Annotated in this window: 21 protein-coding genes, 1 pseudogene and 1 riboswitch; of the genes and pseudogenes, 16 read left to right on the forward strand and 6 right to left on the reverse strand. The window is 68.7% G+C overall.

Annotated features, from left to right (window positions below):
• Nucleotides 1-65: 65 nt before the first annotated feature.
• The 10 genes and pseudogenes from AAG801_RS03400 to AAG801_RS03445 form a co-directional block, all read left to right on the forward strand.
• A pseudogene (locus AAG801_RS03400) lies at nt 66-509 on the forward strand (phytanoyl-CoA dioxygenase family protein); the annotation flags it as partial.
• 135 nt (nt 510-644) lie between these two features.
• Entirely contained in the window at nt 645-1,379 is a 735-nt protein-coding gene (locus AAG801_RS03405; RefSeq protein WP_341887162.1) for an IclR family transcriptional regulator, read from the forward strand.
• A 50-nt stretch (nt 1,380-1,429) separates the two neighbouring features.
• Nucleotides 1,430-2,182 (forward strand): transporter substrate-binding domain-containing protein, encoded by a 753-nt coding sequence (locus AAG801_RS03410; protein ID WP_099794525.1) that lies wholly within the window; start codon nt 1,430-1,432, stop codon nt 2,180-2,182.
• Between the two features lie 7 nt (nt 2,183-2,189).
• Nucleotides 2,190-2,858 carry an amino acid ABC transporter permease gene (locus AAG801_RS03415; RefSeq protein WP_099794526.1) on the forward strand — a complete coding sequence of 223 codons (669 nt, stop codon included), beginning with the start codon at nt 2,190-2,192 and terminating at the stop codon, nt 2,856-2,858.
• Nucleotides 2,855-3,424 (forward strand): HutD family protein, encoded by a 570-nt coding sequence (locus AAG801_RS03420; protein ID WP_341887163.1) that lies wholly within the window; start codon nt 2,855-2,857, stop codon nt 3,422-3,424. The genes AAG801_RS03415 and AAG801_RS03420 overlap by 4 nt, the downstream gene beginning before the upstream one ends.
• A 27-nt stretch (nt 3,425-3,451) precedes the next feature.
• Nucleotides 3,452-4,702 (forward strand): imidazolonepropionase, encoded by a 1,251-nt coding sequence (gene hutI / locus AAG801_RS03425; RefSeq protein WP_341887203.1) that lies wholly within the window; start codon nt 3,452-3,454, stop codon nt 4,700-4,702.
• The gene (locus AAG801_RS03430; RefSeq protein WP_341887164.1) at nt 4,699-6,081 is read left to right on the forward strand and encodes a formimidoylglutamate deiminase; all 1,383 of its coding nucleotides are present in this window, start codon (nt 4,699-4,701) and stop codon (nt 6,079-6,081) included. The genes hutI and AAG801_RS03430 overlap by 4 nt, the downstream gene beginning before the upstream one ends.
• An 11-nt stretch (nt 6,082-6,092) precedes the next feature.
• Nucleotides 6,093-6,911, forward strand: a complete 819-nt coding sequence (hutG, locus tag AAG801_RS03435) for an N-formylglutamate deformylase (protein ID WP_341887165.1) — start codon at nt 6,093-6,095, stop codon at nt 6,909-6,911.
• Nucleotides 6,912-7,044: 133 nt separating this feature from the next.
• Nucleotides 7,045-8,091, forward strand: a complete 1,047-nt coding sequence (locus tag AAG801_RS03440; RefSeq protein WP_341887166.1) for a homocysteine S-methyltransferase family protein — start codon at nt 7,045-7,047, stop codon at nt 8,089-8,091.
• 78 nt (nt 8,092-8,169) lie between these two features.
• Nucleotides 8,170-8,949 (forward strand): SH3 domain-containing protein, encoded by a 780-nt coding sequence (locus AAG801_RS03445; RefSeq protein ID WP_341887167.1) that lies wholly within the window; start codon nt 8,170-8,172, stop codon nt 8,947-8,949.
• Between the two features lie 6 nt (nt 8,950-8,955).
• Here the strand turns inward: AAG801_RS03445 and AAG801_RS03450 are convergent, their stop codons facing one another.
• Nucleotides 8,956-9,876, reverse strand: a complete 921-nt coding sequence (locus AAG801_RS03450; protein WP_341887168.1) for a LysR family transcriptional regulator — start codon at nt 9,874-9,876, stop codon at nt 8,956-8,958.
• 100 nt (nt 9,877-9,976) lie between these two features.
• Here AAG801_RS03450 and AAG801_RS03455 point away from each other — a divergent pair, with 100 nt between their 5' ends.
• The gene (locus tag AAG801_RS03455; protein ID WP_099794538.1) at nt 9,977-10,414 is read left to right on the forward strand and encodes a PACE efflux transporter; all 438 of its coding nucleotides are present in this window, start codon (nt 9,977-9,979) and stop codon (nt 10,412-10,414) included.
• A 21-nt stretch (nt 10,415-10,435) separates the two neighbouring features.
• Here AAG801_RS03455 and AAG801_RS03460 read toward each other — a convergent pair whose 3' ends face one another.
• Both AAG801_RS03460 and AAG801_RS03465 read right to left on the reverse strand, forming a co-directional pair.
• Complete coding sequence (locus AAG801_RS03460) at nt 10,436-11,347, reverse strand: lipase secretion chaperone (RefSeq protein WP_341887169.1); 912 nt, start codon at nt 11,345-11,347, stop codon at nt 10,436-10,438.
• A gap of 11 nt (nt 11,348-11,358) precedes the next feature.
• Nucleotides 11,359-12,414, reverse strand: coding sequence for a triacylglycerol lipase (locus AAG801_RS03465; RefSeq protein WP_341887170.1), 1,056 nt, complete (start codon nt 12,412-12,414; stop codon nt 11,359-11,361).
• A 133-nt stretch (nt 12,415-12,547) separates the two neighbouring features.
• A riboswitch (S-adenosyl-L-homocysteine riboswitch) is annotated at nt 12,548-12,623 on the forward strand.
• A 22-nt stretch (nt 12,624-12,645) separates the two neighbouring features.
• Between AAG801_RS03465 and metH the strand changes: the two genes are divergently transcribed.
• The 4 genes from metH (at nt 12,646) to AAG801_RS03485 (ending at nt 18,637) form a co-directional block, all read left to right on the forward strand.
• Nucleotides 12,646-15,408 (forward strand): methionine synthase, encoded by a 2,763-nt coding sequence (gene metH / locus AAG801_RS03470; protein ID WP_341887171.1) that lies wholly within the window; start codon nt 12,646-12,648, stop codon nt 15,406-15,408.
• Between the two features lie 99 nt (nt 15,409-15,507).
• Nucleotides 15,508-17,271: a phospholipid carrier-dependent glycosyltransferase gene (locus tag AAG801_RS03475; protein ID WP_341887172.1), complete on the forward strand. Its 1,764-nt coding sequence runs from the start codon at nt 15,508-15,510 to the stop codon at nt 17,269-17,271.
• Complete coding sequence (locus AAG801_RS03480) at nt 17,268-18,242, forward strand: glycosyltransferase family 2 protein (protein WP_101493539.1); 975 nt, start codon at nt 17,268-17,270, stop codon at nt 18,240-18,242. The genes AAG801_RS03475 and AAG801_RS03480 overlap by 4 nt, the downstream gene beginning before the upstream one ends.
• On the forward strand, nt 18,239-18,637 hold the full coding sequence (locus AAG801_RS03485; RefSeq protein ID WP_341887173.1) for a GtrA family protein: 399 nt from the start codon (nt 18,239-18,241) through the stop codon (nt 18,635-18,637). The genes AAG801_RS03480 and AAG801_RS03485 overlap by 4 nt, the downstream gene beginning before the upstream one ends.
• 132 nt (nt 18,638-18,769) lie before the next feature.
• Here the strand turns inward: AAG801_RS03485 and AAG801_RS03490 are convergent, their stop codons facing one another.
• From AAG801_RS03490 to AAG801_RS03500, 3 genes are read right to left on the reverse strand one after another with little or no spacing between them, the layout of a single operon-like run.
• Complete coding sequence (locus AAG801_RS03490; protein WP_341887174.1) at nt 18,770-19,969, reverse strand: amidohydrolase family protein; 1,200 nt, start codon at nt 19,967-19,969, stop codon at nt 18,770-18,772.
• Entirely contained in the window at nt 19,915-20,688 is a 774-nt protein-coding gene (locus AAG801_RS03495; protein WP_341887175.1) for a TetR family transcriptional regulator, read from the reverse strand. The genes AAG801_RS03490 and AAG801_RS03495 overlap by 55 nt, the downstream gene beginning before the upstream one ends.
• Nucleotides 20,689-20,718: 30 nt before the next feature.
• The gene (locus AAG801_RS03500; RefSeq protein ID WP_099794551.1) at nt 20,719-21,492 is read right to left on the reverse strand and encodes a ferredoxin--NADP reductase; all 774 of its coding nucleotides are present in this window, start codon (nt 21,490-21,492) and stop codon (nt 20,719-20,721) included.
• 319 nt (nt 21,493-21,811) lie between these two features.
• On the opposite strand from AAG801_RS03500, the gene AAG801_RS03505 reads away from it, so the two are divergent.
• Complete coding sequence (locus tag AAG801_RS03505; RefSeq protein WP_341887176.1) at nt 21,812-23,431, forward strand: 6-hydroxynicotinate reductase; 1,620 nt, start codon at nt 21,812-21,814, stop codon at nt 23,429-23,431.

The raw sequence follows: 23,431 nt of genomic DNA on the forward strand, positions 1-23,431 counted from the left end.
TCACGCGCCTTGATTGGCCCGCCCTGGCAGGCCTTCGCGACTCCGGAAACAGCGTGAGCAGGCCCTACAACATCGACGGCGCGCAGAACGTCAGCATGTGGATTCCGGTCGATCCGGTGTCGCGTGCCGCCACGCTCGAGTTCGTGGCCGGCTCCCACAAGGGGCCGTGGCTCATGCCGCGCACCTTCATGGACAACCACGCCAAGTGGTTCCCCGAAGGCAGCCTGGAAGACCTGCCCGACATCGAGGGTGCGCGCGAGCGCTTTCCCATCGTCGGCTGGGACATCGAGCCCGGCGACTTCGTCTGCTTTCACATGCTCACGCTGCATGCGGCGGCCGGCGTCGAGGGGCCGAACCGTCGCCGCGTGTTCTCGGTGCGATTTCTGGGCGACGACATCCGCCACGCGCCGCGCAGCTGGAAGACCTCGCCCGATTTCCCGGGCCTGGCCGAGCGCCTGCCGGCGGGGGCGCCGATGGACGATCCGCTCTTCCCGTTGCTCGCTGTCTGATGCCCCGGGTAAGACGAAGGTAGAAAGAAAAAACGCGCTCATTCCCATCGCGTGGGAATTCGGGCTTGGACGTGAGAACGGCGAGCAAGATACTGCACGCCGCATCCACTTTCGACCGCCCAGCGATTGCCCCCGATGACGACCCCTCTCGACGCTCCTGCCCACAACGACCGCGCGCTGTTCGTGCTGTCGGTGCTGGCGCAAAGCAAGGCGGCGATGACGGCGGCCGAGCTCGTGCAGGCCACCGGCCTGTCGCAGAGCACGCTGTACCGGCAGGTCGCCACCTTGCGCCGCTGGGGCTTCGTGATGGAGTCCGAGGGCCGCTACTCGCCGGGGCCCGTGAGCGTGCAGCTGGCCAGCGGCTTCGACGGCAACTCCGACCTCGTGATGGCCGCGCGCGCCGACATGCGCGTGCTGGCGCAGCAAAGCCACGAGAGCGTGGCGCTCGTCACCCTCGTGAACGACCGCGTCGTGTGCCTGGAGATGATCGACAGCGAACAGTCGCTGCGCTGCTCCTTCGACCGCGGCCGCAGCGTGCCCGCACGCGACGGCGCCAGCGCCAAGTGCCTGCTGGCCCATGCGCCCGACGACGCGCGCGACCTGCTGCTCGACGGTCTCGACGAAGCCCCCGAACGCCGCGCCGAGCGTGCCGCCGAACTCGGCACCATCCGCGCTGCCGGCCATGCCGTGACGCACGGCGAGGTCGATGCCGGCGTCTGGGGCGCGAGCGCACCGGTGCTGGCCGCGGGCCGTCGGCTGCGCGGGGCGATCACGCTGATGGCGCCGCTCACGCGCGTCGAAGGCATGGAAGCTGCATTGGTCCACATGACCGTCGTCACGGCGGCCCGCATCTCGCGCGCACTGCAGTAGCCGCACCGCTTTTTTCTTTTCTCCTCCCTCACCTCCACGAAAGCCCTCTCATGAACACCCGTCGCACCCTCGTCGCCGCCGCCCTGTCCGGCCTCGCCTTCTTCGGTTTCGCTGGCGCTGCACACGCCCAGGGCGAGCCACTGCGCGTGGCCACCGACGCCACCTTCCCGCCGATGGAGTTCGTGGAAAACGGCAAGCGCACCGGCTTCGACGTCGAGCTGGTCGAGGCCATCGGCAAGACGCTGGGCCGCAAGATCGAGTGGATCGACATCGACTTCAAGGGCCTCGTGCCGGGCCTCATTTCCAAGCGCTTCGACATGGCCGTGTCGGGCATCTACATCACCGACGAGCGCAAGAAGGTCGTCGACTTCACCGTGCCGTACTACGCCGGCGGCCTCGTGGTCATGGTGAAGGACAACAACACGACGATCAAGAAGCCGGCCGACATCAACGGCAAGAAGGTCAGCGTGCAGGTGGGCACCAAGTCGGTGGCCTACACCAAGGAGAAATTCCCGCAGGTGCAGCTGCTGGAAGTCGAGAAGAACCAGGAGATGTTCAACCTCGTGGACATCGGCCGCGCCGATGCCGCCGTGACCGGCAAGCCCGCCGCCTTCCAGTACGTGCGCACGCGCGGCGGCCTGAAGGTGCTCGACGAGCAGATCACCACCGAGGAATACGGCATGGCCATCCGCAAGGACACGCCCGAGCTCACCAAGGCCGTGAACGGCGCGATCGAGAAGCTCAAGGCCGACGGCACCTACGCGGCGATCGTCAAGAAGTGGTTCAGCGCGAACACCAAGTAAGCGCGCCATGGACTTCGATTTCTCGCCCGTCTGGCAGGGCTGGCCCGACCTGCTGCGCGGCGCGCTGGTCACGGTGGAAATCACCGCCTGCGCGCTGGCCCTGGGTTGCGTGCTGGGCCTCTTGGTCGGCATCGGCCGGCTGAACCCGAAGCGGCGCTGGATCTACGGCGTGTGCACCGCCTACGTGGCGGCGATTCGCGGCACGCCGCTGCTGGTGCAGCTGTTCATTTTGTTCTTCGGCCTGCCGCACTTCGGCATCCTGCTGCCGGCCTTTTTGTGCGGCGTGCTGGGGCTCGGCGTGTACTCGGGCGCCTACGTGTCGGAGATCGTGCGCGGCGCGATCCAGTCGATCGACAAGGGCCAGACCATGGCCGCGCAATCGCTGGGCATGACGCCCGGCGTGGCGATGCGCCAGATCGTGCTGCCGCAGGCCGTGGTGCGCATGATTCCGCCGCTGGGCAACGAGTTCATCGCGCTCATCAAGAACTCGGCGCTGGTGTCGCTGCTGACCATCCACGACGTGATGCACGAAGGCCAGAAGATCATCAGCGTGTCGTACCGCTCGCTCGAGGTGTACCTGGCGATTGCGGTCGTGTACTTCGTGCTCACGGGCACGATGACGCTGATCCTGCGGCACTTCGAGCAGAAGCTGCGCCAGGGCGGGTTGATGCGATGAGCGTGCAGCGTTTTTCGCGCGCGACCCTGCGCGCCATGCCCTGGAAAAACGGCGGCGGCACCACGCAGGAAATCGCCAGCTGGCCGCCAGGCGCGGGGCTCGACAGCTTCGGCTGGCGCGTGAGCATCGCGACCATTGCGTCGGCCGGCCCGTTCTCGGTGTTCCCGGGTGTCGATCGCCAGATCATGCTGCTCGAAGGCGACGGCGTGCGTCTCTTCACGCACGACGGTCGCGTGTCGCACCGGCTCGACGTGCCGCACCGGCCCTTCGTTTTTTCCGGCGACGACCCGATCGACTGCACGCTGCTCGGCGGCGCGTCGAACGACTTCAACGTGATGACCCGCGGCGGTCAGTGGCGCGCCGACGTGCAGGTGCTGGACCACGCCGCCAATATCGTGCCCGCAGCGCACGGCGTGCTGCTGGCGTTGCGTGGCGATTGGCGTTTGAATGACGAAGCCTTGGCTGAAGGCGAAGGCCTGTGCTGGACCGATCACGCGCAAGCGTGGCAAGCCGCACCGGGCAGTGAAGACGTGCGGCTCGTGGCCGTGCGCTTCGTGCCCGGCTGACCGGCGAAAGGACACAAAGAGATGACGATGAAACCCCCCAGCGAATTCCCCTCGGCCGACGGCCTCTGGACCGGCCTGCGCCTGGCGCCCGGTGCGGCGCCCGGCCTGACCCTGGCGCCCGACGCCGAAGCGGCCCTCGTGGTCGCGCAGGGCACGGTCCGCTGGGTCGGCGCGCGCGCCGATCTGCCCGCCGAGTTCGCGGGGCTCGCGCCACACGACGGCGGCGGCGCGCTCGTCACACCCGGTCTCGTCGATTGCCACACGCACCTGGTCTACGGCGGCCAGCGCGCCAACGAGTTCGCCATGCGGCTCGCGGGCGCCACGTACGAAGAGGTGGCGAAGGCGGGCGGCGGCATCGTCTCGTCGGTGCGCGCCACGCGCGAGGCCGACGAAGACACGCTGTTCGCCCAGGCCACCGCGCGCCTCGAACAGCTGCTGGCCGACGGCGTCTGCGCCATCGAGATCAAGTCGGGCTACGGCCTGGCGCTGGAACATGAGCGCAAGCAGCTGCGCGTGGCGCGGCGCCTGGGCGAGGCCTACGGTGTCACCGTGCGCACCACGTTTCTCGGCGCGCACGCGCTGCCGCCGGAATACGCGGGCCGCAGCGGCGACTACATCGACCTCGTCTGCAACGAGATGCTGCCCGCGCTCGCGGCCGAAGGGCTGGTCGATGCGGTCGACGTGTTCTGCGAACGCATCGCCTTCTCGCTCGAGGAAACCGAGCAGGTCTTCCAGGCCGCTCAGGCGCTGGGCCTGCCAGTGAAGCTGCATGCCGAGCAGCTGTCGGACATGGGCGGCGCCGCGCTGGCTGCGCGCTACGGCGCGCTGTCGTGCGACCACATCGAGCACCTGTCGACCGACGGCATCGCGGCCATGCGCCAGTCGGGCACCGTGGCCGTGCTGCTGCCGGGGGCCTACTACACGCTGCGCGACACGCACCTGCCGCCCATCGACGCGCTGCGCGCCGCGGGCGTGCCGATGGCCGTGTCGACCGACCACAACCCCGGCACCTCGCCGACGCTGAGCCTGCTGCTGATGGTCAACATGGCCTGCACGCTGTTCCGCCTCACCGTGCCCGAGGCGCTGGCCGGCGTCACCGTGCACGCCGCGCGCGCGCTGAACCTGCAGGCCACGCACGGCGCCATCGCGCCCGGCATGCCCGCCAACTTCGTGCTCTGGAACCTGGCCGACGCGGCCGAGCTGGCCTACTGGTTCGGCCAGCAGCCGGTCCGCACCGTGGTGCGCCAGGGGCGCATCGCCATCGGAGCCACTGAATGACACACACGCTTTTCGCGGCCGATGCGCTGCTGCCCGCAGGCTGGGCCAAAAATGTTCTGCTGACGTGGAACGACGCGGGCCAGCTCACGCAGGTGCAAGCCGGTGCGGCACGCCCCGCCGACACGCCCGCCGCCCACGGCCCCGTGATCCCGGGCATGCCCAACCTGCATTCGCACGCCTTCCAGCGCGCCTTTGCCGGGCTCACCGAGCACCGCGCGGAACAGCAGGACAGCTTCTGGAGCTGGCGCACGCTGATGTACCGCTTTGCTGCGCGCCTCGGCCCGCAGCACATGGAAGCCATTGCGACCTGGCTCTACGCCGAGATGCTCGAGGCGGGCTATACCAGCGTGTGCGAGTTCCAGTACGTGCACCACGACACCGACGGCCGCCCCTACGCCGACGACGCGGCGCTGAGCCGCGCGCTGCTGCGCGCCGCGCACAACACGGGCATCGGCTTCACGCTGCTGCCGGTGCTCTACCAGACCAGCGGCTTCGGCGACCAGCCGCCCACCGACGGGCAGCGCCGCTTCATCCGCTCGACCGAGTCGATGCTGCGCCTGCTCGACACGCTCAAGCCCGACTGCGACGCGCAGGGCGCGCGCCTGGGCCTGGCGCCGCATTCGCTGCGCGCCGTGCCGCCCGAGGCGCTGCGCGAGGCGCTCGCCGGCCTCGACGCCATCGACCGCACGGCACCGGTCCATATCCACATCGCCGAGCAGACGAAGGAAGTGGACGACTGCGTCGAATGGAGCGGCCTGCGCCCGGTCGAATGGCTGCTCGACCACGCGAGCGTCGATGCGCGCTGGTGCCTCGTGCACGCCACGCACATGAACGACGCCGAATACGAATACGCCGCACGCAGCGGCGCGGTCGCGGGCCTGTGCCCGACGACCGAGGCCAACCTCGGCGACGGCATCTTCGACTTCGCGCGCTGGCGCAGCCACGGCGGCGCCTGGGGCGTGGGCTCCGACAGCCATGCCAGCGTCAACGCGGCCGAAGAACTGCTGATGCTCGAATACAGCCAGCGCCTGGGCCGGCGCCAGCGCAACGTCGGCGCCAGCGCGGCGCAGCCGCACGTGGCCACCGCGCTCACGCTCGAAGCCGTGCAGGGCGGGGCGCAGGCGGCGGGCCGCACGGTCGGTGGGCTGGCCGCGGGGCAGCAGGCCGACTTCGTCGTGCTCGATGCCAACCACCTCGCGCTGCAGGGCCTGTCGGCCCCCGACATGCTCTCGGCTCATGTGTTCGCAAGCCACCGCACCTCGGCCGTCGACGCGGTCTGGGTGGCGGGCCGCGCGCGCGTCACGGCCGGCCGCCACGCGCTGCACGACAGCGCGGCATCGGGCTTCGTGGCAGCGCGCACCCAGCTTCTGCAGGACTGAGAATTCACCCCATGGCTCTTTTCACCACCACCGAACCGGCGTTCCGCTTCCGCCAGGGCACGCGCCCGTTGCTGATCTCCATGCCGCACGTCGGCACGCATGTGCCGCCCGCGCTGGCCGCGCGCTTCACCGACGAGGCACGCCACGTGCCCGACACCGACTGGCACCTCGAACAGCTCTACGACTTCGCCGATGCACTCGGCGCCTCGGTGCTCGTGGCCACGCACTCGCGCTACGTGGTCGACCTGAACCGTCCGCCGGACGGCGCCAGCCTGTACCCGGGCCAGAGCGTCACCGGCCTGTGCCCGGTCGACACCTTCGACGACACGCCGGTCTACGCGAACGCCGGCGAGCACCCGTCCGACGCCGAGATCGCCGAACGCCGCGACGCCGTCTGGCGACCGTACCACCAGCAGCTGCAGGCCGAGCTCGACCGCCTCACGGCCGCGCACGGCACCGTCGCGCTGTGGGACGCGCACTCGATCCGTTCCGTGCTGCCGCGCTTCTTCGAAGGCAAGCTGCCCGACCTGAACCTGGGCACCGCCGACGGCAAGAGCTGCGACCCCGCACTGGCCGCCACGCTGCGCGGCATCGCCGAGTCGGCGCCCGGCTACACCGGCGTGCTCAACGGCCGCTTCAAGGGCGGCCACATCACGCGCCAGTACGGCAACCCGGCCGGCGGCGTGCATGCGGTGCAGTTGGAGATGACGCAGTCGAGCTACATGCAGGAAGCGCTGCCCTTCGACTACCTGCCCGACGTGGCGGCGGGCGTGCAGCCGCATGTGCGCCGGATGCTGGAAGCGGTGCTGGCCTTCGTCGAAGGCCGCTGATCGTTTTCTTTTTCGTGTTCAGGTGGAACGCCATCGAACCGGCTTTGCCGGGCGATCGGCGTTGCCCCCGGTAGGGGGAAGGAGAAGCGACACGAAGTGCGCGGAGCCTGGGGGCGAGCGAGAATATGGGGCTATGAAGCCCGTCATCTACACCCGCGGCCAGGCCTTGCCTGGCATCCTCGCCCAACGCATTGCCATCCTCGATGGCGCGATGGGCACGATGATCCAGCGCTTCAAGCTCACCGAAGAACAGTACCGCGGCGAGCGCTTCAAGGACTTCGAGCGCGACGTGAAGGGCAACAACGAGCTGCTGTCGCTCACGCGGCCCGACGTCATCACCGACATCCACGAGGCCTACCTCGCGGCCGGCGCCGACCTCATCGAGACCAACACCTTCGGCGCCACCACCATCGCGCAGGAGGACTACAAGATGGCCCACCTGGCGCGCGAGATGAACCTCGAATCGGCCAAGCTGGCGCGCGCGGCCTGCGACAAGTACAGCACGCCCGACAAGCCGCGCTTCGTGGCCGGCGCCCTTGGCCCGACGCCCAAGACGGCGAGCATCAGCCCCGACGTGAACGACCCGGGCGCACGCAATGTCGATTTCGAATCGCTGCGCGCGGCGTACTACGAGCAGACCGAAGCGCTGGTCGAAGGCGGCGCCGACGTGATCCTGGTCGAGACCATCTTCGACACGCTCAACGCCAAGGCCGCGCTGTTCGCGGTGGACGAGTACTTCGACAACAGCGGGCACCGCCTGCCGCTGATCATCAGCGGCACGGTGACCGACGCCTCGGGCCGCATCCTCAGCGGCCAGACCGTCACCGCCTTCTGGCACAGCGTGCGCCATGCGCAGCCGCTGGCCATCGGCCTGAACTGCGCGCTGGGCGCGACGCTGATGCGCCCCTACATCCAGGAACTGGCGCGCGTGGCGGGCGACACCTACATCAGCTGCTACCCGAACGCCGGCCTGCCCAACCCGATGAGCGACACCGGCTTCGACGAGACGCCCGACGTCACCTCGCGCCTGCTGCACGAGTTCGCGGCCGAGGGGCTGGTGAACATCGTGGGCGGCTGCTGCGGCACGACGCCGGACCACATCGCGGCGATCGGTGCGGCGGTGGCGCCGGCCAAGGGTCGCATGCTCAACACCAACGGCTTCTACAAAGAGGCCGCCTGAAGCCGGGCGCCGCGCGCGCCTTCGGCTGATTGACGGCTCCGCGCCCCGCGCCTACGCTGGCGCGCACAGGAGCCCCTCATGAACGCCACATCCTTCTTGCGTCGCGCTGCCTTGGGCGCGCTCGTTTTGCTGCTGCCGCTTGCGGCGGCCGCGCAGCAGGCCTTCACGCGCGGCGCGGTCAACATGCGCGCCGGGCCCTCGGGCGACTACCCGCTGGTGGCACGGCTCGGGCCGGGCCAGCCGGTCGACGTGGTCGGCTGCACCAGCGGCTACGGCTGGTGCGACGTGGTGCTGCCCGACGGCGGGCGCGGCTGGGTCTGGTCGAGGAACCTCGACTACGCCTACCAGCAGCAGCGCGTGCCGCTGGCCACCTACGGCGCGGTCATCGGCGTGCCCATCGTGACTTTCGTGATCGGCAGCTACTGGGCCGACTACTACCGCGACCGTCCCTGGTACGGCGACCGGCGCTGGTGGGGCCAGCGGCCACCGCCGCCACCGATCGCAGGCTGGCGCCCGCCGCCGCCCGTGCGCCCGGCCTGGCAGCCGCGGCCCTGGCCGCCGGGGCAGGGCGTGCGTCCGCCGCACGGGCCTGGCGTCCGGCCACCGCATGGCCCAGGCGTTCGTCCGCCCGGTGGACCGGGCTATCGGCCACCCGGCGACCCCGGGTTCCGTCCGCCCAGGCCGCAGCCGGGCTTCCGGCCCGGACCGCCGCCGGGCGTGTCGCATCCGCATCCGGGCGGGGGCCGGCCCGGTGGGGGCGGCGGTGGTGGAGGAGGGCGTCCGCACGGAGGTGGTGGCAAGGGTGGTGGAGGCGGTGGGCATGGCGGCGGAGGCGGGCACGGCCACGGCCGGTCCTGAGCCGACTCAAACGGCCGGCGTTTCGATGCCGGCCGCTGCCTGACGGTCGCGCGCGATCAGCGCCACGAAACGCTGCGCACCCAGGCCCAGCGGCCGTTCGCGCGACCACACCACGTCCACCCACAGGTCGAGCCCGTTGCTGAGGTTCTCGAACGGAATCTCGACCAGCGCGCCCGCCGCGACGTGCGGCCGCGCGAAGTTGCGCGGCAGCCAGCCCCAGCCCAGCCCGGCGGTGATCAGGCTCAGCGCGGCCAGCGCGTTGTCGGTGCGCCAGACATGCCGCGCGAACACGAAGCGCGGGTCGCTGGTGCCCAGGTCGCGCCCCGCGACCACGATCTGCCGCGTGTTGGTCAGGTGCTCCTCGCGCAGGCGCCCGCCGGCCGCGGCGCGCAGCACGGGGTGCTCGGGCGCCATCACGGCCACCATGGTGTCGCTGCCGACCTCCTGGAAGCCCTCGCGGCCGTCGAGGCTGGGCCGTTCGAACACCAGCGCCAGCTGCGCCCGGCCGCTGTGCAGCAGCGCCAGCGCATCGGCCTGCGGCGCGGCCAGCACCTCGACCTGCAGCAGCGGGTAGTCGTCGGCCAGCGCCGCCAGCGGCCCGCTCCAGGGCGCGGCCAACAGTTCGGGCGCGATGGCCAGCGTGAGCCGGTCTTCCAGCCCCTGCGTGAGCGCCAGCGCCTGCACCTGCAGCTGCCGCAGCTGGGCCGCGAGCAGCCGCGCCTGGGGCTCGAGCGAGCGCGCGGCAGCGGTGGGCTGCGGCTCGCGGCCGCTGCGGTTGAACAGCGGCAGCGCCAGCTCGGCCTCGAGGTTGGCGATGGCCATGCTCACGGCCGACGGCACCTTGCGCAGCGCCCGCGCGGCGGCCGAAAAGGAGCCGTGGTCGAGCACGGCCAGGAAGACCTCGACGTTGTCGCTGGAGAAAGCCATGGGGTGCCGACCTATCAATAAAACTGAAACAAGTTAACTTTTTATATCAGCGAAACACAAATAAAGTCCACCCATCGCAGTCACACAGACAGAGAAATTCATGCAGGGCATTCAGCGTCGGATCGTTTACATCTCCCTCTACGAGGGCATCGCCATCGTGGCGGCCAGCGCCGGTTTGGCCCTGATGTCGGACGCGGGGCTCGGCCATTCGGGCCTGCTGGCCGTGGGCGCCTCGGTCATCGCGGTGATCTGGAACCTGACCTTCAACGCCCTGTTCGAGCGCTGGGAGTCGCGCCAGGCGGTGCGCGGACGCAGCCTGAAGCGCCGCATCGCCCACGCCATCGGCTTCGAGGGCGGCCTGATCGCCTTCCTGGTGCCGATGCTGGCCTGGGGCCTGGGCGTGTCGCTCTGGCAGGCGCTGGTGATGGACTTGGGCCTGGTGGTGTTCTTCCTGGTCTACACCTTCGTCTTCAACTGGGCCTTCGACCGCGTGTTCGGCCTGCCGGCCTCGGCCATGGGCGAAGCGCAACCTGCGTAAGCCTGCGCTTACTTATCGAATTCATCGCGCCGGCTTGGGCGCAGCGGACGAGCGCATCGCCAGGGCACCGCTCAAGCGCAGGCGCTCGTTTTCGTTGAAGAGCGTCTCGCGCAGCTGGGCCTGCTCGGCTGCGGGGGCGCTCGCGTAGCGGTCGAGCCGGGCGTTCCATTCCTGGGTTTCCTGGTCGAGCGTGGCCAGGCCGCGCGCCACTTCATAGCCGTAGGTCTCGCTGCGCGCGGCAAAACGCTCCTGGGGGCTGGCGCCGCGCGCCTGCAGCGCCTCGGTCTGGCGCATCACGTCGAGGTGGGCCACCGCGTCCTTGCGCACCTCGCGCTGCGCGGGCGACAGCCAGGCCTGCTCGCTCTGCGCCAGCGCCGCCGCACGCTGCTCGGGCGTGAGGCCGGGGTTGGACAGCAATTCCATCTTCTCGGCCATGAACTGGTCCTGCCGGATCTGGTCGCCGAACAGGCCTTCGATTTCCTCGGGCGCGAAGAACTGCCGGCGCACCGCCTCGCGCGCCTCCAGGCTGCGCCGCAAAAAGGCCGGGTCGCCGGGTGCGGGCGGCTGCAGGGTGCGCAGGGCTTCCTGCATGTCGACGTAGCGCTCCAGCAGGCCCAGCGCGCGCACGCGCCAGTCTTCGCGCAGGTGCTTGGCGAGCAGGGCGGGCGCGCGGGCCATCAGCGTGGCCTTGTTGTCGGCCTGCGCCTCGGCGAGCACCTGGTCGAAGAGGGTGATGAGGTCGCGGGTGAGGAGGGCGTCGGGGGCTGCGGCGGTTTGTTGCGCCGGTCGGGACGCGGTGGGCGCAGCGACCGTCGCCGTGGTGCGGGGCGCGGCGGCCCGGGGCGCATCGACCGCCTCCGGTCCAAGGGCCAGCCATCCGGTCCCCACGGCCACCAGCGCGACCGCGCCGATGGTCAACGCCACGCCGCGCATGCGCTGCGTCCTCAGAGCCCCGCGCTCTTGAGTCGCGCGGCCTGTTCCCTGAACAGCTCCGGCGGCTTCTTCTCGTAGTACGGGAACTGGCTGCCGTAGGTGTTGCCGAAGGCCTGGTTCACCTCGTCGAGGTGGTTCTGGCGGTAGTCGCCCAGGTGGGTGCCCAGTCGCGTGGTGCAGACCGCGAGCAGGCCGTCGTTGGCCTCGCCGAAGAAGAACAGGCCGCCCAGCGTCGACAGCGCCGTGTCGCTCGGGTCGAACAGGTTGAAGCTGGTCGACACGCCCGACCACGAGTAGTAGCGCACGCCGTTGGCCACGGCCGCGCCGCTCTTCACGTCGCACGACGAGCCCGCGGCGGGGCGCCCCTGCGGAAACTTGGCGTCGAAGGCCGCGCCGCCCGCCGTGGTGAGCGAGGCCAGCGCGTTCAGCGGCACCTCGGGCAGCTGGCTCGGGTCCTTGCCCGAGAGAAAACCGATCATCCCCGTCAGCAGGCCGATGGCCTTCACCACCAGCGTCTGGGCGATGCCGCCTTCGGGCAGTTTGGCGAGCAGGTCGGCCACCTTCGAGCCGCCGTTGGCGCCGCCCACCGACGTGACCGAGGCCACCATGTCGGGCGCCACCGCCGCCACGTAGCGCACCGTGGGCGAGCCCTGCGAATGGCCGATGAGGTTGAACTTGAGCGTGGGGTTCTGCTCGAGCGCGCGGATGGTCTTGAGCTCCTGCAGCAGCTGCTCGCCGCGGATCTCGGAGGTGTTGGTGCCCGACACCTGCGCCACATACACCTTGGCGCCCGCGCCGGCCAGCTTGCCGGGGATGTCGTAGAAGTAGTCGACGCCCAGCAGGTTGTCGAAGCCGAGCAGGCCGTGGACCAGCACGATCGGGTAGCGGGTCTTCGCCGTGTCGGAGGTCACGCGGGCCTCGACCCGCGTGGCGGCGTCGCTGGCCGCGGCCTGCGCCCGTGGCGCGTAAACAGTGAGGGCCGCTGCGGCCAGGAGACCGCAGCTCAAGGCCACGGCGCGCATCGGGGTGGCTGCATGCGGCAACCGGGCATTCGACTTCCTGACCATCTGGCGCTCTCCCTTACGTCTGGTTAAAAACACGAACGTTCGTTCGGAAACGGTGGGCGCATTCTGTTGACACGTGCAGGAATGAAAACTGGGGTTTTCCCAGGGCGCAATCGAATCGACCTAAAATGCGCGACTTCCCAAGGAGCGTTGCAGCGGTTCGCCACAGAGGCGAACCGTCAGGCTTGGGGCGACAACGACGCTCGCCTGTTCGACTCTTCCGCAGGTGAGGCCATGTCCCAGATTCCCGCATCCGTTTCCGCTCCCGTTGCTCCCCCTCCCATGAAGCTGTCCGGCCTCGAGCCGGTCGCCATCGGCGCAGGCACGCTGTTCGTCAACATCGGGGAGCGCACCAACGTCACCGGCTCCAAGGCCTTCGCGCGGATGATCCTCAACGGCCAGTTCGAAGAGGCCCTGGCCGTCGCGCGCCAGCAGGTGGAAAACGGCGCGCAGGTCATCGACATCAACATGGACGAGGCCATGCTGGACAGCAAGGTCGCCATGGTCCGCTTCCTGAACCTCATTGCCAGCGAGCCCGACATCGCGCGCGTGCCGGTGATGGTCGACAGCTCGAAGTGGGAGGTCATCGAGGCCGGCCTGCGCTGCATCCAGGGCAAGGGCATCGTCAACTCCATCTCCATGAAGGAGGGCGTCGACAAGTTCAAGCACGAGGCCAAGCTGGTCAAGCGCTACGGCGCCGCCGCCGTGGTCATGGCCTTCGACGAGAAGGGCCAGGCCGACACCTACGCACGCAAGATCGAGATCTGCGAGCGCGCCTACCGCGTGCTGGTCGACGAGGTGGGCTTTCCGCCCGAAGACATCATCTTCGACCCGAACATCTTCGCCATTGCCACCGGCATCGAGGAGCACGACAACTACGCGGTCGACTTCATCAACGCCGTGCGCTGGATCAAGGAGAACCTGCCGGGCGCCAAGGTGTCGGGCGGCGTGAGCAATGTGAGCTTCAGCTTCCGCGGCAACGACCCGATGCGCGAAGCGATCCACACCGTGTTCCTGTACCACGCGATCCAGGCGGGCATGGACATGGGCATCGTCAACGCCGGCATGGTCGGCGTGTACGACGACCTGGAGCCCACGCTGCGCGAGCGCGTGGAAGACGTGGTGCTCAACCGCCGCCCTGACGCCGGCGAGCGCCTGGTCGAAGTGGCCGAAACCGCCAAGAGCGGCGCCAAGGACGAGAGCAAGCGCCTCGAATGGCGCGGCACGCCCGAGCACCCGGTGCACGTCAACCAGCGCCTCTCGCATGCCATGGTGCATGGCATCACCGACTTCATCGTCGAAGACACCGAAGAGGCCTACCAGCAGATCCTGGCCAAGGGCGGCCGCCCGCTGCACGTGATCGAAGGCCCGCTCATGGACGGCATGAACATCGTGGGCGACCTGTTCGGCGCCGGCAAGATGTTCCTGCCGCAGGTGGTCAAGTCGGCGCGCGTCATGAAGTCGGCCGTGGCCCACCTCTTGCCCTACATCGAGGAAGAAAAGCTGCGCGATGAGGCCGCGGGCCGCGACGTGCGCACCAAGGGCAAGATCATCATCGCCACCGTGAAGGGCGACGTGCACGACATCGGCAAGAACATCGTGACCGTCGTGCTCCAGTGCAACAACTTCGAAGTGGTGAACATGGGCGTGATGGTCCCGTGCCACGAAATTCTGGCGCGTGCCAAGGTCGAGGGCGCGGACATCGTGGGCCTGTCGGGCCTCATCACGCCGAGCCTCGAAGAGATGCAGTACGTGGCCGGCGAGATGCAGCGCGACGACCATTTCCGCATCAAGAAGATCCCGCTCATGATCGGCGGCGCCACCACCAGCCGCGTGCACACCGCCGTGAAAATTGCGCCGCACTACGAAGGCCCCGTGGTCTACGTGCCCGATGCTTCGCGCAGCGTGAGCGTGGCGCAGTCGCTGCTCAGCGACCAGGCCACCGCGTACATCGACGAGATCAACGCCGACTACGCCAAGGTGCGCACCCAGCACGCCAACAAGAAGCAGGTGCCGATGTGGCCGCTGGCCAAGGCGCGCGCCAACAAGACGCCGGTCGACTTCGCGCACTTCGTGCCCACGGTGCCCAAGTTCATCGGCCGTCGCGTGTTCAAGAACTTCGACCTCACCGAGCTGGCCAAGTACATCGACTGGGGCCCGTTCTTCCAGACCTGGGACCTGGCCGGGCCGTTCCCCGCCATCCTGAAGGACGACGTCGTCGGCACCGAGGCCGTGCGCGTGTACGCCGACGGCCAGCGCATGCTCAAGCGCCTCATCGAAGGGCGCTGGCTCAGCGCCAGCGGCGTGGTCGGCTTCTGGCCCGCCAACACCGTGAACGACGACGACATCGAGCTGTACACCGACGAGACGCGCAGCGAAGTCGCGCTCACCTGGTACGGCATGCGCCAGCAGACCGAGAAGCAGATGATCGACGGCGTGATGCGCCCCAGCCGCTGCCTGGCCGACTTCGTTGCACCGAAAGACAGCGGTGTGAAGGACTACGTCGGCGTGTTCGCCGTCACGGCCGGGCTGGGTGTCGAGAAGAAAGAGAAGTTCTTCATGGACGACCTCGACGACTACTCGGCCATCATGCTCAAGGCGCTGGCCGACCGGCTGGCCGAGGCCTTTGCCGAGGCGCTGCACCACCGCGTGCGCACCGACCTGTGGGGCTACGCGAGCAACGAAGGCCTGAGCAACGACGACATGATTGCCGAGAAGTACCGCGGCATCCGTCCCGCGCCCGGCTACCCGGCCTGCCCCGACCACAGCGTGAAGGGCCCGATGTTCGACCTTCTGAACTGCGCGGACATTGGCATGACCCTGACGGAGAGCCTCGCTATGATGCCCGCCGCCAGCGTGAGCGGCTTCTACCTCGGTCACCCCGATGCGACGTACTTCAACGTCGGCAAGATCGGGCACGACCAGTTGCAGGACCAGGCGGCGCGGCGCCACACGAGCGAAGCGGAGCTCGAGCGCCTGCTCGCGCCGAACCTTTGAACCTGCCGGTCGGCCGGCCCACCGGTGTGACCGGCCACGGGAGTTGATATTCAGAAGCTGATCTTTGCCGCCGCGCACTACGCCCAGTTCGCGATCTTCGTGATCGCCTGCTGGGGGGCCGGCCGCGCGGTGCTCGCGCGCCTGCGTCCCCCGTCGCGCCGCGACGCCTGGCTCGAAGCCGCCATGGCGGCGGCACTCGGCGTCGGCCTGTACATCTGTGCCTTCCAGGCGCTGGCCATCTTCGGACTCTTCCGTCGCGAGGCCACGCTGGGCCTGGTCGGTGCGGGCGTCGTGGCCGCCGCGTGGCAGTGGCGCGGCTGGCGCGCCGACATCCGCGCACTGCGCGCGGCCGCGCCCGTCACCCCACCTTGGAGCCGCTTCGAGCGCATCGCCGCCCTCGCGCTGGCGCTGGTCGCGCTGCCGGCGCTGGTGGCGCCGCTCGCGCCGCCGGCCGCCTTCGACGAGCTCATGTACCACCTGCCCTACGCACGCCTGGTGGCGCAGCAGGGCACGCTGGGCATCCACGACTGGCTGCGCTACCCCTGGTTCCCGTACAACTACAACCTGCTGTACGCCGCCGCACTGCAGGTGGGCGACGACGTGCTGCCGCACTTTCTCAACGCGCTGGCGGGTGCGCTGTCGGTGGTGATGATTTTCCGCATCGGCATCCTGCACGCCAACCGGCTCACCGCCTGCATCGGCGCGGCCATCTGGCTGGGCATGGGCGACTACGCCAACGCGCTGATCGACATGGGCGTCGCGCTGTTCGTGCTGACCGCCTTAGTGGCGCTGTGGTGGTGGCGCGAATCCGAACCCCTGCGCGACGGCACGCGCTGGCTCTCGCTGGCGGCGTTCTGCCTCGGCGTGGCGGCGGGCTCCAAGTACCAGGCGCTGATCTTCCTGCCGCTGGTGGCGCTGTTCGTGTTGCGCCACGAGCGCCGCGTGTGGCGGGCCTGGGCGCCGGCGCTGCTGTGCTTTTTGATCCCGTGCATCTACTGGTACGCGCGCAACGCCATCATGACGGGCGACCCCTTCAACCCGATCGGCGCGCGCGTGTTCGGTTTCAGCGAATGGATTCCGGCCGACTACGTGCAGCAGGTGGCCGACGTGCGCGACCACGCCGAGATGCCCAACGCGCTGATCTGGTCCGTGTTCCTCGCGCCCTTCAGCGTGTGGTGGAAGCGCTCTGCCGCCGTGCGCGCGGCGGGCTGGTTCTGCCTGTACTCCGTGGCCGTGTGGGTCGTGACCTCGCGCTACCCGCGTTACCTCATGGCCTCGTTCCCGCTGCTGGCGCTGACCGCCGCCGTGGGCTGGCAGGCACTGGGCAGCGGGATCGCGGCGGGCGTGCGTCGCCTGCGCGGTGCCCCGACGGCAACATCCAACAGCTCGCGCAGCGGCGCGGGTATCGGCGACTGGGTCGTCGTACTGCTGCTGGCCGTGCTGGCCGCCGTGTCGGTCGGCCAGACGGCCACCAAGGTGTCGATGATCTCGCTCACGCCCGAGAGCCGCGAAGCCTTCCTGCGCAAGCACGTGCCGGGCTACGGCGTGATGGACTATGTGCGCCGCCACGTGACCGGCCGCGTGTATCAGATCGCGCTGAACGAGGCGATCTACTACGGCCCCAACCCGATCTGGGGCGACACGCTCGGGCGCTGGCGCTACCGCGACTACCTGCTGCTGTCGCCCGGCGACACCGCGCGCAAGCTGGCCGCCGAGGGCTTCACCACCGTCGTCATGTCGCCCGAGATGGTGAAAGTGCTCAGTGCGCGGCCCGACTTCGACAAATACTATGGCCTGCTGCACGAACAAGACGGCAGCCGGGCCTACCGACTCCTTCCGGCGACCGCCCTGACCGCACCATGACCGACCTCCGACCCGCTCCCGTGTCCGCCATGCCGCGCATTGCCGCCGTCATCCCCTGCTTCAACGAGGCACTGGCCATCACCCAGGTGATCGAAGGCTTCCGCGCGGCGCTGCCCGGCGTCGAGGTCCACGTCTTCGACAACAACTCCACCGACAACACGGCCGCCGTGGCCCGCGCGGCCGGCGCGATCGTCACGCACGTCACCGCGCGCGGCAAGGGCAACGTGGTGCGGCGCATGTTCGCCGACGTCGAGGCCGACATCTACGTGATGGTCGACGGCGACGCCACCTACGACACCACCGCCGCGCCGCGCCTTATCGCGCGGCTGGTCGAAGGCAACCTCGACATGGTGGTCGGCAGCCGCGTCGACGACGGCCAGGACGCGCTCACCTACCGCGCGGGCCACCGCTTCGGCAACTGGCTGCTCACGGGCACCGTGGCACAGCTCTTCGGCGGCGGCCTCACCGACATGCTCTCGGGCTACCGCGTGTTCTCGCGCCGCTATGCCAAGTCGTTCCCGGCGCTGTCGCAGGGCTTCGAGATCGAGACCGAGCTGACCGTGCACGCACTCGAACTGCGCATGCCCTACGCCGAGGAAGGCACCGCCTACAGCACGCGCCCCGAGGGCTCGCACAGCAAGCTCTCGACCTACCGCGACGGCTGGCGCATCCTGAAGACCATCGGCAAGCTGTTCGTGAGCGAACGGCCGCTGCAGTTCTTCTCGATCGTCGCCGCGGTGCTCGCGATCGGTGCGCTCGCGCTGGCCGTGCCGCTGTTCATGACCTACGCCCACACCGGCCTGGTGCCGCGGCTGCCCACGGCGGTGCTCGCCACCGGCGCAATGCTGGCGGCGCTGCTGTCCTTTGTCTGCGGCGTGGTGATGCACACCGTCACGCTCGGCCGGCAGGAGGCCAAGCGGCTGCGCTACCTGGCGCAGCCTTGCGTGCGCGAGAGCCTGCGCAGCCGATGAAGATCGGGCGCGAGTTCCTGTCGTTCGCCGTGGTCGGCGCGGCGGGGTTCGTGGTCGACGTGGTGGTGCTGTACCTGCTGGCGCCGCTGCTGGGTTGGTACGGCGCCCGGGTGCTGTCTTTCCTGGCGGCCGCGACAGCCACCTGGGCGCTGAACCGCCGCTACACGTTCAGCGCGCGGCGTGCCAGCAACGGCTCGGGCTCGGTGCTCCGCGAGTACCTGGGCTATCTCGTGACGATGCTGGGCGGTGCGGTCGTCAACTACGGCGCCTATGTGTTCGTGCTGCATGAGATGAGTGGGACGTGGGCGCCTGCCCTCGGCGTGGCGCTGGGCAGCTGCGCGGGGCTGGTGGTGAACTTCCTGTCTGCGCGGTATCTGGTGTTTCGCGCGAAGTAGCCGTCTTTCTCCCTCCCCCGCTGGGGGAGGGCTGGGGTGGGGGCGGGGCACGCGGCGCATCCATCGGGCGCTCTGCCTGCCCCCATCCCGACCTTCCCCCAGAGGGGGAAGGAGAAAGAGAAGCGCTGGCGTTCAGTGCCCGCCCGACACCACCACCGGAATCTCCGTCGCAGGCGGCGTGTTGCGGCTGCGCCCGCAGCGCACGAGGCCGTCGATCATCACCATGCCCACGCCCGGGATGTCGCCCAGCTGCACGCTCTCAAGCAGGCCCGGCGCGGGTGAATGCTGCGCGCGGTCCATGAAGACGAAATCGGCATCGCGACCCACTTCGATCAGCCCGCAGTTGAGCTTGCGGATCTTCGCCGTGTTGCCCGTCGCGAAGCAGAACACCAGCTCGGCCGGGATGTTCGCGATCGACGACAGCATTGCCACCATGCGCAGGATGCCCAGCGGTTGCACGCCCGAGCCCGCGGGCCCGTCGGTGCCGAGGATCACGCGGTGCGGGCACTTCAATTCAAGGGCCGCCTTGGCCGCCGCAATGGCGACCTTCTCATTGCCGTTGTGCACGATCTCGATGGCGCGCGTGCTCTTCTCGCACAGCTCGCACACATGCGCCTCGGGCAGCGAGGTGTGGCCGCCGTTGATGTGGCCGATGATGTCGGCGTCGGCTTCGAGCACCACGTCCTTGTCGATCAGGCCCGAGCCCGGGATCGACGGGCCGCCCGTGTGGATCGTGCTCTGGATGCCGTACTTGCGCGCCCACGCCACCATTTCCTTGGCCTCGTAGCCGGCCTTCACCGAGCCCAGGCCCACTTCGCCCAGGAGGCCCACGCCGGCTTCGGCGAGTTCCTTGAAGTCGCTCTCGACCATGCCCTTTTCGATCACCGGCGCGCCGGCGAGAACTTTCACGCCGCCGGGGCGGAAGTTGTCGAACGCCCGCTGTGCGGTGACGGCCAGTGCCTTCAGGCCGACGATGTCTTTCGGGCGGCCAGGCAGGTGCACTTCACCCGCGGAGATCATGGTCGTCACGCCGCCGTGCATGGTCGAATCGATCCAGCCGATCTGGCCCTGGCGCGGCGTCCAGTCGCCGAACACGGGGTGCACGTGGCTGTCGATGAGGCCGGGCGCCACGCAGGTCTTGCGCGCGTCGATGACGGTCTGTGCACCTTCGAGGTCGCAGTCTTTTTCCTTGCCGATCGCGACGATCAGGCCGTCGTTCACCACGAGGGTGTCGGCGTCGAGGATGGGCTTGTCGATGTCGCCCGAGAGCAGCAGCCCTATGTTCTTGATGACGACCTTGCCCGACTTTGCGCCGGCTGCGATTTCTGCCATTTCGTGGTGTCCTCGTGGGGTGGGGTGGTGTTGTCTTGTTCCTGGATGTCGTCCGCGCGCACGGTGCGCAGCAGGGTCTCGATCACGAAATCTTCCCAGTGCCTGATCGCCTCGGGCGACTCCATCGGCTCGCCGAGGAAGGCCGTGAGCGTGTGCCGGTTCGAGGTGTAGAAATAGCCGGTGGACGCAATCAGCAGGTAGATGTCGCGCGCCACGAGGTCGGTGCGGAACAGGCCCTGAACCGCACCGCTGGCCAGGATTTCCGCAATGATGGCCACCGCCCGCGACGAGTACTCGCGCGCCCGCAGCGACTTCGAGATGTGCCGCCCCTTGTGCAGGTTCTCGGTGTTCAGCAGGGTGACGAACTCGGGGTTCTTGCGGTAGTAGCCGAGCACGAAGCGGATGACTTCGGTGAGCGCTTCCACGGGCCGCGAGGCGTCGAGCGCGATCGCGGCTTCGGCGTCGTCCATGCGCTGGTAGATGCCTTCGAGCACCGCGATGAACAGGCCCTCTTTGCTGCCGAAGTAGTAATAGATCATCCGGTCGTACGACTTGGCGGCCTTGGAGATCTTCTCCACGCTGCCGCCGTCGTAGCCGTACTTGGCGAACACCTTGGTCGCCGCCTTGAGGATGCTGTCGCGCGTGGCCTGGGCCGCGGCCTCGCGCACGCCGGTGCGGCGCTGGGGCTTGGGCTTGCTGACGGAGCGGGAGTCGGCCATCGTGCGCGCAGCGCCTCTTCTGTTGCTTGCTTACTTCTCGGCGAACGCGCGTTCGACCACGAAGTCGCCCGGCGTCGAGGTGTTGCCTTCCTTGAAGCCGCGCTTTTCCAGGATGTGCTTCAGGTCGACCAGCAGGCCGGGGCTGCCGCACAGCATCACGCGGTCTTCTTCGACGTTGAGCGGGGGCAGGCCGAGGTCGTCGGTGAGCTTGTTGCTCTCGATGAGGTCGGTGACGCGGCCCTGGTTGCGGAACTCCTCGCGCGTGACGGTCGGGTAGTAGAGCAGCTGCTTCTCGATCATCTCGCCCAGGATCTCGTGCTTGGGCAGGTGGTCGGTCACGAGGTCGTGGTACGCCAGCTCGTCGACCTGGCGCACGCCGTGCACCAGGATGACTTTTTCGAACTTCTCGTAGGTCTCGGGGTCGCGGATGATGCTCATGAAGGGCGCCAGGCCGGTGCCCGTGCCGAACAGGTACAGGCGCTTGGCCGGCAGCGTGTAGTCGATGAGCAGCGTGCCCGTGGGCTTGCGGCCCACGATGATGGTGTCGCCCACCTGGATGTGCTGCAGCTTCGAGGTGAGCGGGCCTTCTTCGACCTTGATGCTCAGGAACTCGAGGTGCTCCTCGTAGTTGGGGCTCACGATGCTGTACGCGCGCAGCAGGGGCTTGTTGTTGACCTTCAGGCCGATCATCGTGAAATGACCGTTCGAGAAGCGCAGCGACGGGTCGCGCGTGGTGGTGAAGGTGAACAGGCGGTCGGTCCAGTGGTGGACGCTCAGGACGCGTTCTTCGCTGAATGCACTCATACAGAACTCAAGTGTTGGTTGAAGACAGGAAAGGGTGGCTGAGCCGAAATGCACGCCTTTGGGGCGTCCGCCATCGGCCGGCTAGCAACCCTCCATTGTCGTTGGTCGGAAAAACCCCGATGAACACCGCGAGAAAACACCATTGCAAGCATCGGGCCTGTTTGCTACATTGACCTTTAATGTAGTGAACGCAACATGAAAGTGTAGGGGATGCTACACAAACGACAGCCGGCGCACAAGCACTTGCACGGCACGTTTGTTGCAAACCTCCGGAGCCTGAAGACCCGCTCCGACAGCACCACACCACGAGATCGCCCCGATGACTGAACACACCAAGACAGACGGATTGCCTGGCATGGACATGCCTCTGGTTGCCGAGGCCGGCAGCACCGCCTTCGGCAAGGCGCCGCCGCGCAACGAGAAGATGAGCACCGCCAAGGTCGAGTGCAACGCCTGCCCGGTGCTGTGCCAGATCTCCGACGGCCGCACCGGCGCCTGCGACCGCTACGCCAACCGCCAGGGCGTGCTGGTGCGCGTCGATCCCGTGGTGCTGCTGCGCCGCACGCTCGCCAGCGAACAGCCGGCGCTGGTGCCCTTCGATCGCCCTGGTGCCGAAGTGGCCGAGGCCGAGGCCACGCCCGACTGGAACGGCGACCTGCTGCACGCCGACGAGGTCTTCGTCACCGGCGTGGGCTCGTCCACCACCTACCCCGACTACAAGCCCGCGCCCTTCATCGTGGCCTCCAAAGCCCAGGGCGTCGACATGGTCACCGTCGTCACCGAAGGCATCTTCAGCTACTGCAGCTTCAAGGTGAAGATCGACACCGACCGCTTCCTGGGCGCCGAGCAGGCCAACGTGCGCTACAAGGGCGAGGTCGTAGGCCATGTCACCACGGCCGAGTACGGCTCGCAGATGCTGTCGCTGGGCGGCGTGCACCACCTCACGGGCGGCAGCAAGAAAGAGGGCCGCATGACGGCCGAGCTGATGCAGCTGCTGGGCAACAAGCAGGCGGTGGAATGCACCATCGACGGCGGCGCCAGCCTCGTCGTCCAGGCCGGCAAGGCGCCCATCGTCAACGGCGTCGAAGAACAGCGCATGCGCGTGGGCTGCGGCTCGGCGGCCGTGGGCATCTTCGCGCGCCAGTTCGCCGGCGTGGCCGACGAGGTGGTGGTGGTCGACGACCACATCACCGGCGTGCTCACCGAGCACCAGGCCGGCCGCTGCCTCGACATGACGCCCTCGGGCATCCAGATGCTGGGGCGCAAGTCGACGCCGGGGCGCTACTTCCAGGTCGCGAACCCGGGCAACGGCTGGGGCGGCACCGACATCGCCGACCCGCTTTCGATCATCGAAGGCTGGGAAGAGGGCGTGGCCCGCCCCGGCCTGCGCCTGCTCATGACCTCGACCACCGGCGAGCACGCGCAGTGGTACGTGCTCGATGACGCACTCAAGCCTATCGAACAGGAGATGCCACCCGAGGTGCGCCGCATCGTCGATCGCATCGGCGAGAACTGCGAGCCTTCGCTGTGCACCGTGCTGTTCCTCGGCGGCGCCGGTGGCAGCCTGCGTGCGGGCGTCACCGAAAACCCGGTGCTGCTCACGCGCGCCATCAAGCGCGCGCTGGTCAACGTCACCTGCGGCGGCGCGCCGGCCTATGTGTGGCCCGGCGGCGGCATCACCGTGATGGCCGACGTCATGCGCATGCCCGACCACAGCTTCGGCACCGTGCCCACGCCGGCCATCGTCGCGCCCATCGAGTTCAGCATGCGGCGCGCCGACTACGAGGCGCTCGGCGGCCACGTCGAACACATCTTCCCGCTCGAACAGGCGCTCGCGCGCGGTGCGTGGCAGGAAGACGGCGCACCGCTGGCGCGCCAATGGCTCGTCATCGACGATGCCAATCCGTGGCCCTTGGGTCACGCCCCCATGCTGGGCTGA

This window comes from Variovorax sp. YR752 (assembly GCF_943372545.1).

Bases quoted from the DNA above. Each gene is read 5' to 3' on its own strand.
- AAG801_RS03405 (WP_341887162.1), top strand. From the start codon at position 645: ATGACGACCCCTCTCGACGCTCCTGCCCACAACGACCGCGCGCTGTTC.
- AAG801_RS03410 (WP_099794525.1), top strand. From the start codon at position 1,430: ATGAACACCCGTCGCACCCTCGTCGCCGCCGCCCTGTCCGGCCTCGCC.
- AAG801_RS03415 (WP_099794526.1), top strand. From the start codon at position 2,190: ATGGACTTCGATTTCTCGCCCGTCTGGCAGGGCTGGCCCGACCTGCTG.
- AAG801_RS03420 (WP_341887163.1), top strand. From the start codon at position 2,855: ATGAGCGTGCAGCGTTTTTCGCGCGCGACCCTGCGCGCCATGCCCTGG.
- hutI (WP_341887203.1), top strand. From the start codon at position 3,452: ATGAAACCCCCCAGCGAATTCCCCTCGGCCGACGGCCTCTGGACCGGC.
- AAG801_RS03430 (WP_341887164.1), top strand. From the start codon at position 4,699: ATGACACACACGCTTTTCGCGGCCGATGCGCTGCTGCCCGCAGGCTGG.
- hutG (WP_341887165.1), top strand. From the start codon at position 6,093: ATGGCTCTTTTCACCACCACCGAACCGGCGTTCCGCTTCCGCCAGGGC.
- AAG801_RS03440 (WP_341887166.1), top strand. From the start codon at position 7,045: ATGAAGCCCGTCATCTACACCCGCGGCCAGGCCTTGCCTGGCATCCTC.
- AAG801_RS03445 (WP_341887167.1), top strand. From the start codon at position 8,170: ATGAACGCCACATCCTTCTTGCGTCGCGCTGCCTTGGGCGCGCTCGTT.
- AAG801_RS03450 (WP_341887168.1), bottom strand. From the start codon at position 9,876: ATGGCTTTCTCCAGCGACAACGTCGAGGTCTTCCTGGCCGTGCTCGAC.
- AAG801_RS03455 (WP_099794538.1), top strand. From the start codon at position 9,977: ATGCAGGGCATTCAGCGTCGGATCGTTTACATCTCCCTCTACGAGGGC.
- AAG801_RS03460 (WP_341887169.1), bottom strand. From the start codon at position 11,347: ATGCGCGGCGTGGCGTTGACCATCGGCGCGGTCGCGCTGGTGGCCGTG.
- AAG801_RS03465 (WP_341887170.1), bottom strand. From the start codon at position 12,414: ATGGTCAGGAAGTCGAATGCCCGGTTGCCGCATGCAGCCACCCCGATG.
- metH (WP_341887171.1), top strand. From the start codon at position 12,646: ATGTCCCAGATTCCCGCATCCGTTTCCGCTCCCGTTGCTCCCCCTCCC.
- AAG801_RS03480 (WP_101493539.1), top strand. From the start codon at position 17,268: ATGACCGACCTCCGACCCGCTCCCGTGTCCGCCATGCCGCGCATTGCC.
- AAG801_RS03485 (WP_341887173.1), top strand. From the start codon at position 18,239: ATGAAGATCGGGCGCGAGTTCCTGTCGTTCGCCGTGGTCGGCGCGGCG.
- AAG801_RS03490 (WP_341887174.1), bottom strand. From the start codon at position 19,969: ATGGCAGAAATCGCAGCCGGCGCAAAGTCGGGCAAGGTCGTCATCAAG.
- AAG801_RS03495 (WP_341887175.1), bottom strand. From the start codon at position 20,688: ATGGCCGACTCCCGCTCCGTCAGCAAGCCCAAGCCCCAGCGCCGCACC.
- AAG801_RS03500 (WP_099794551.1), bottom strand. From the start codon at position 21,492: ATGAGTGCATTCAGCGAAGAACGCGTCCTGAGCGTCCACCACTGGACC.
- AAG801_RS03505 (WP_341887176.1), top strand. From the start codon at position 21,812: ATGACTGAACACACCAAGACAGACGGATTGCCTGGCATGGACATGCCT.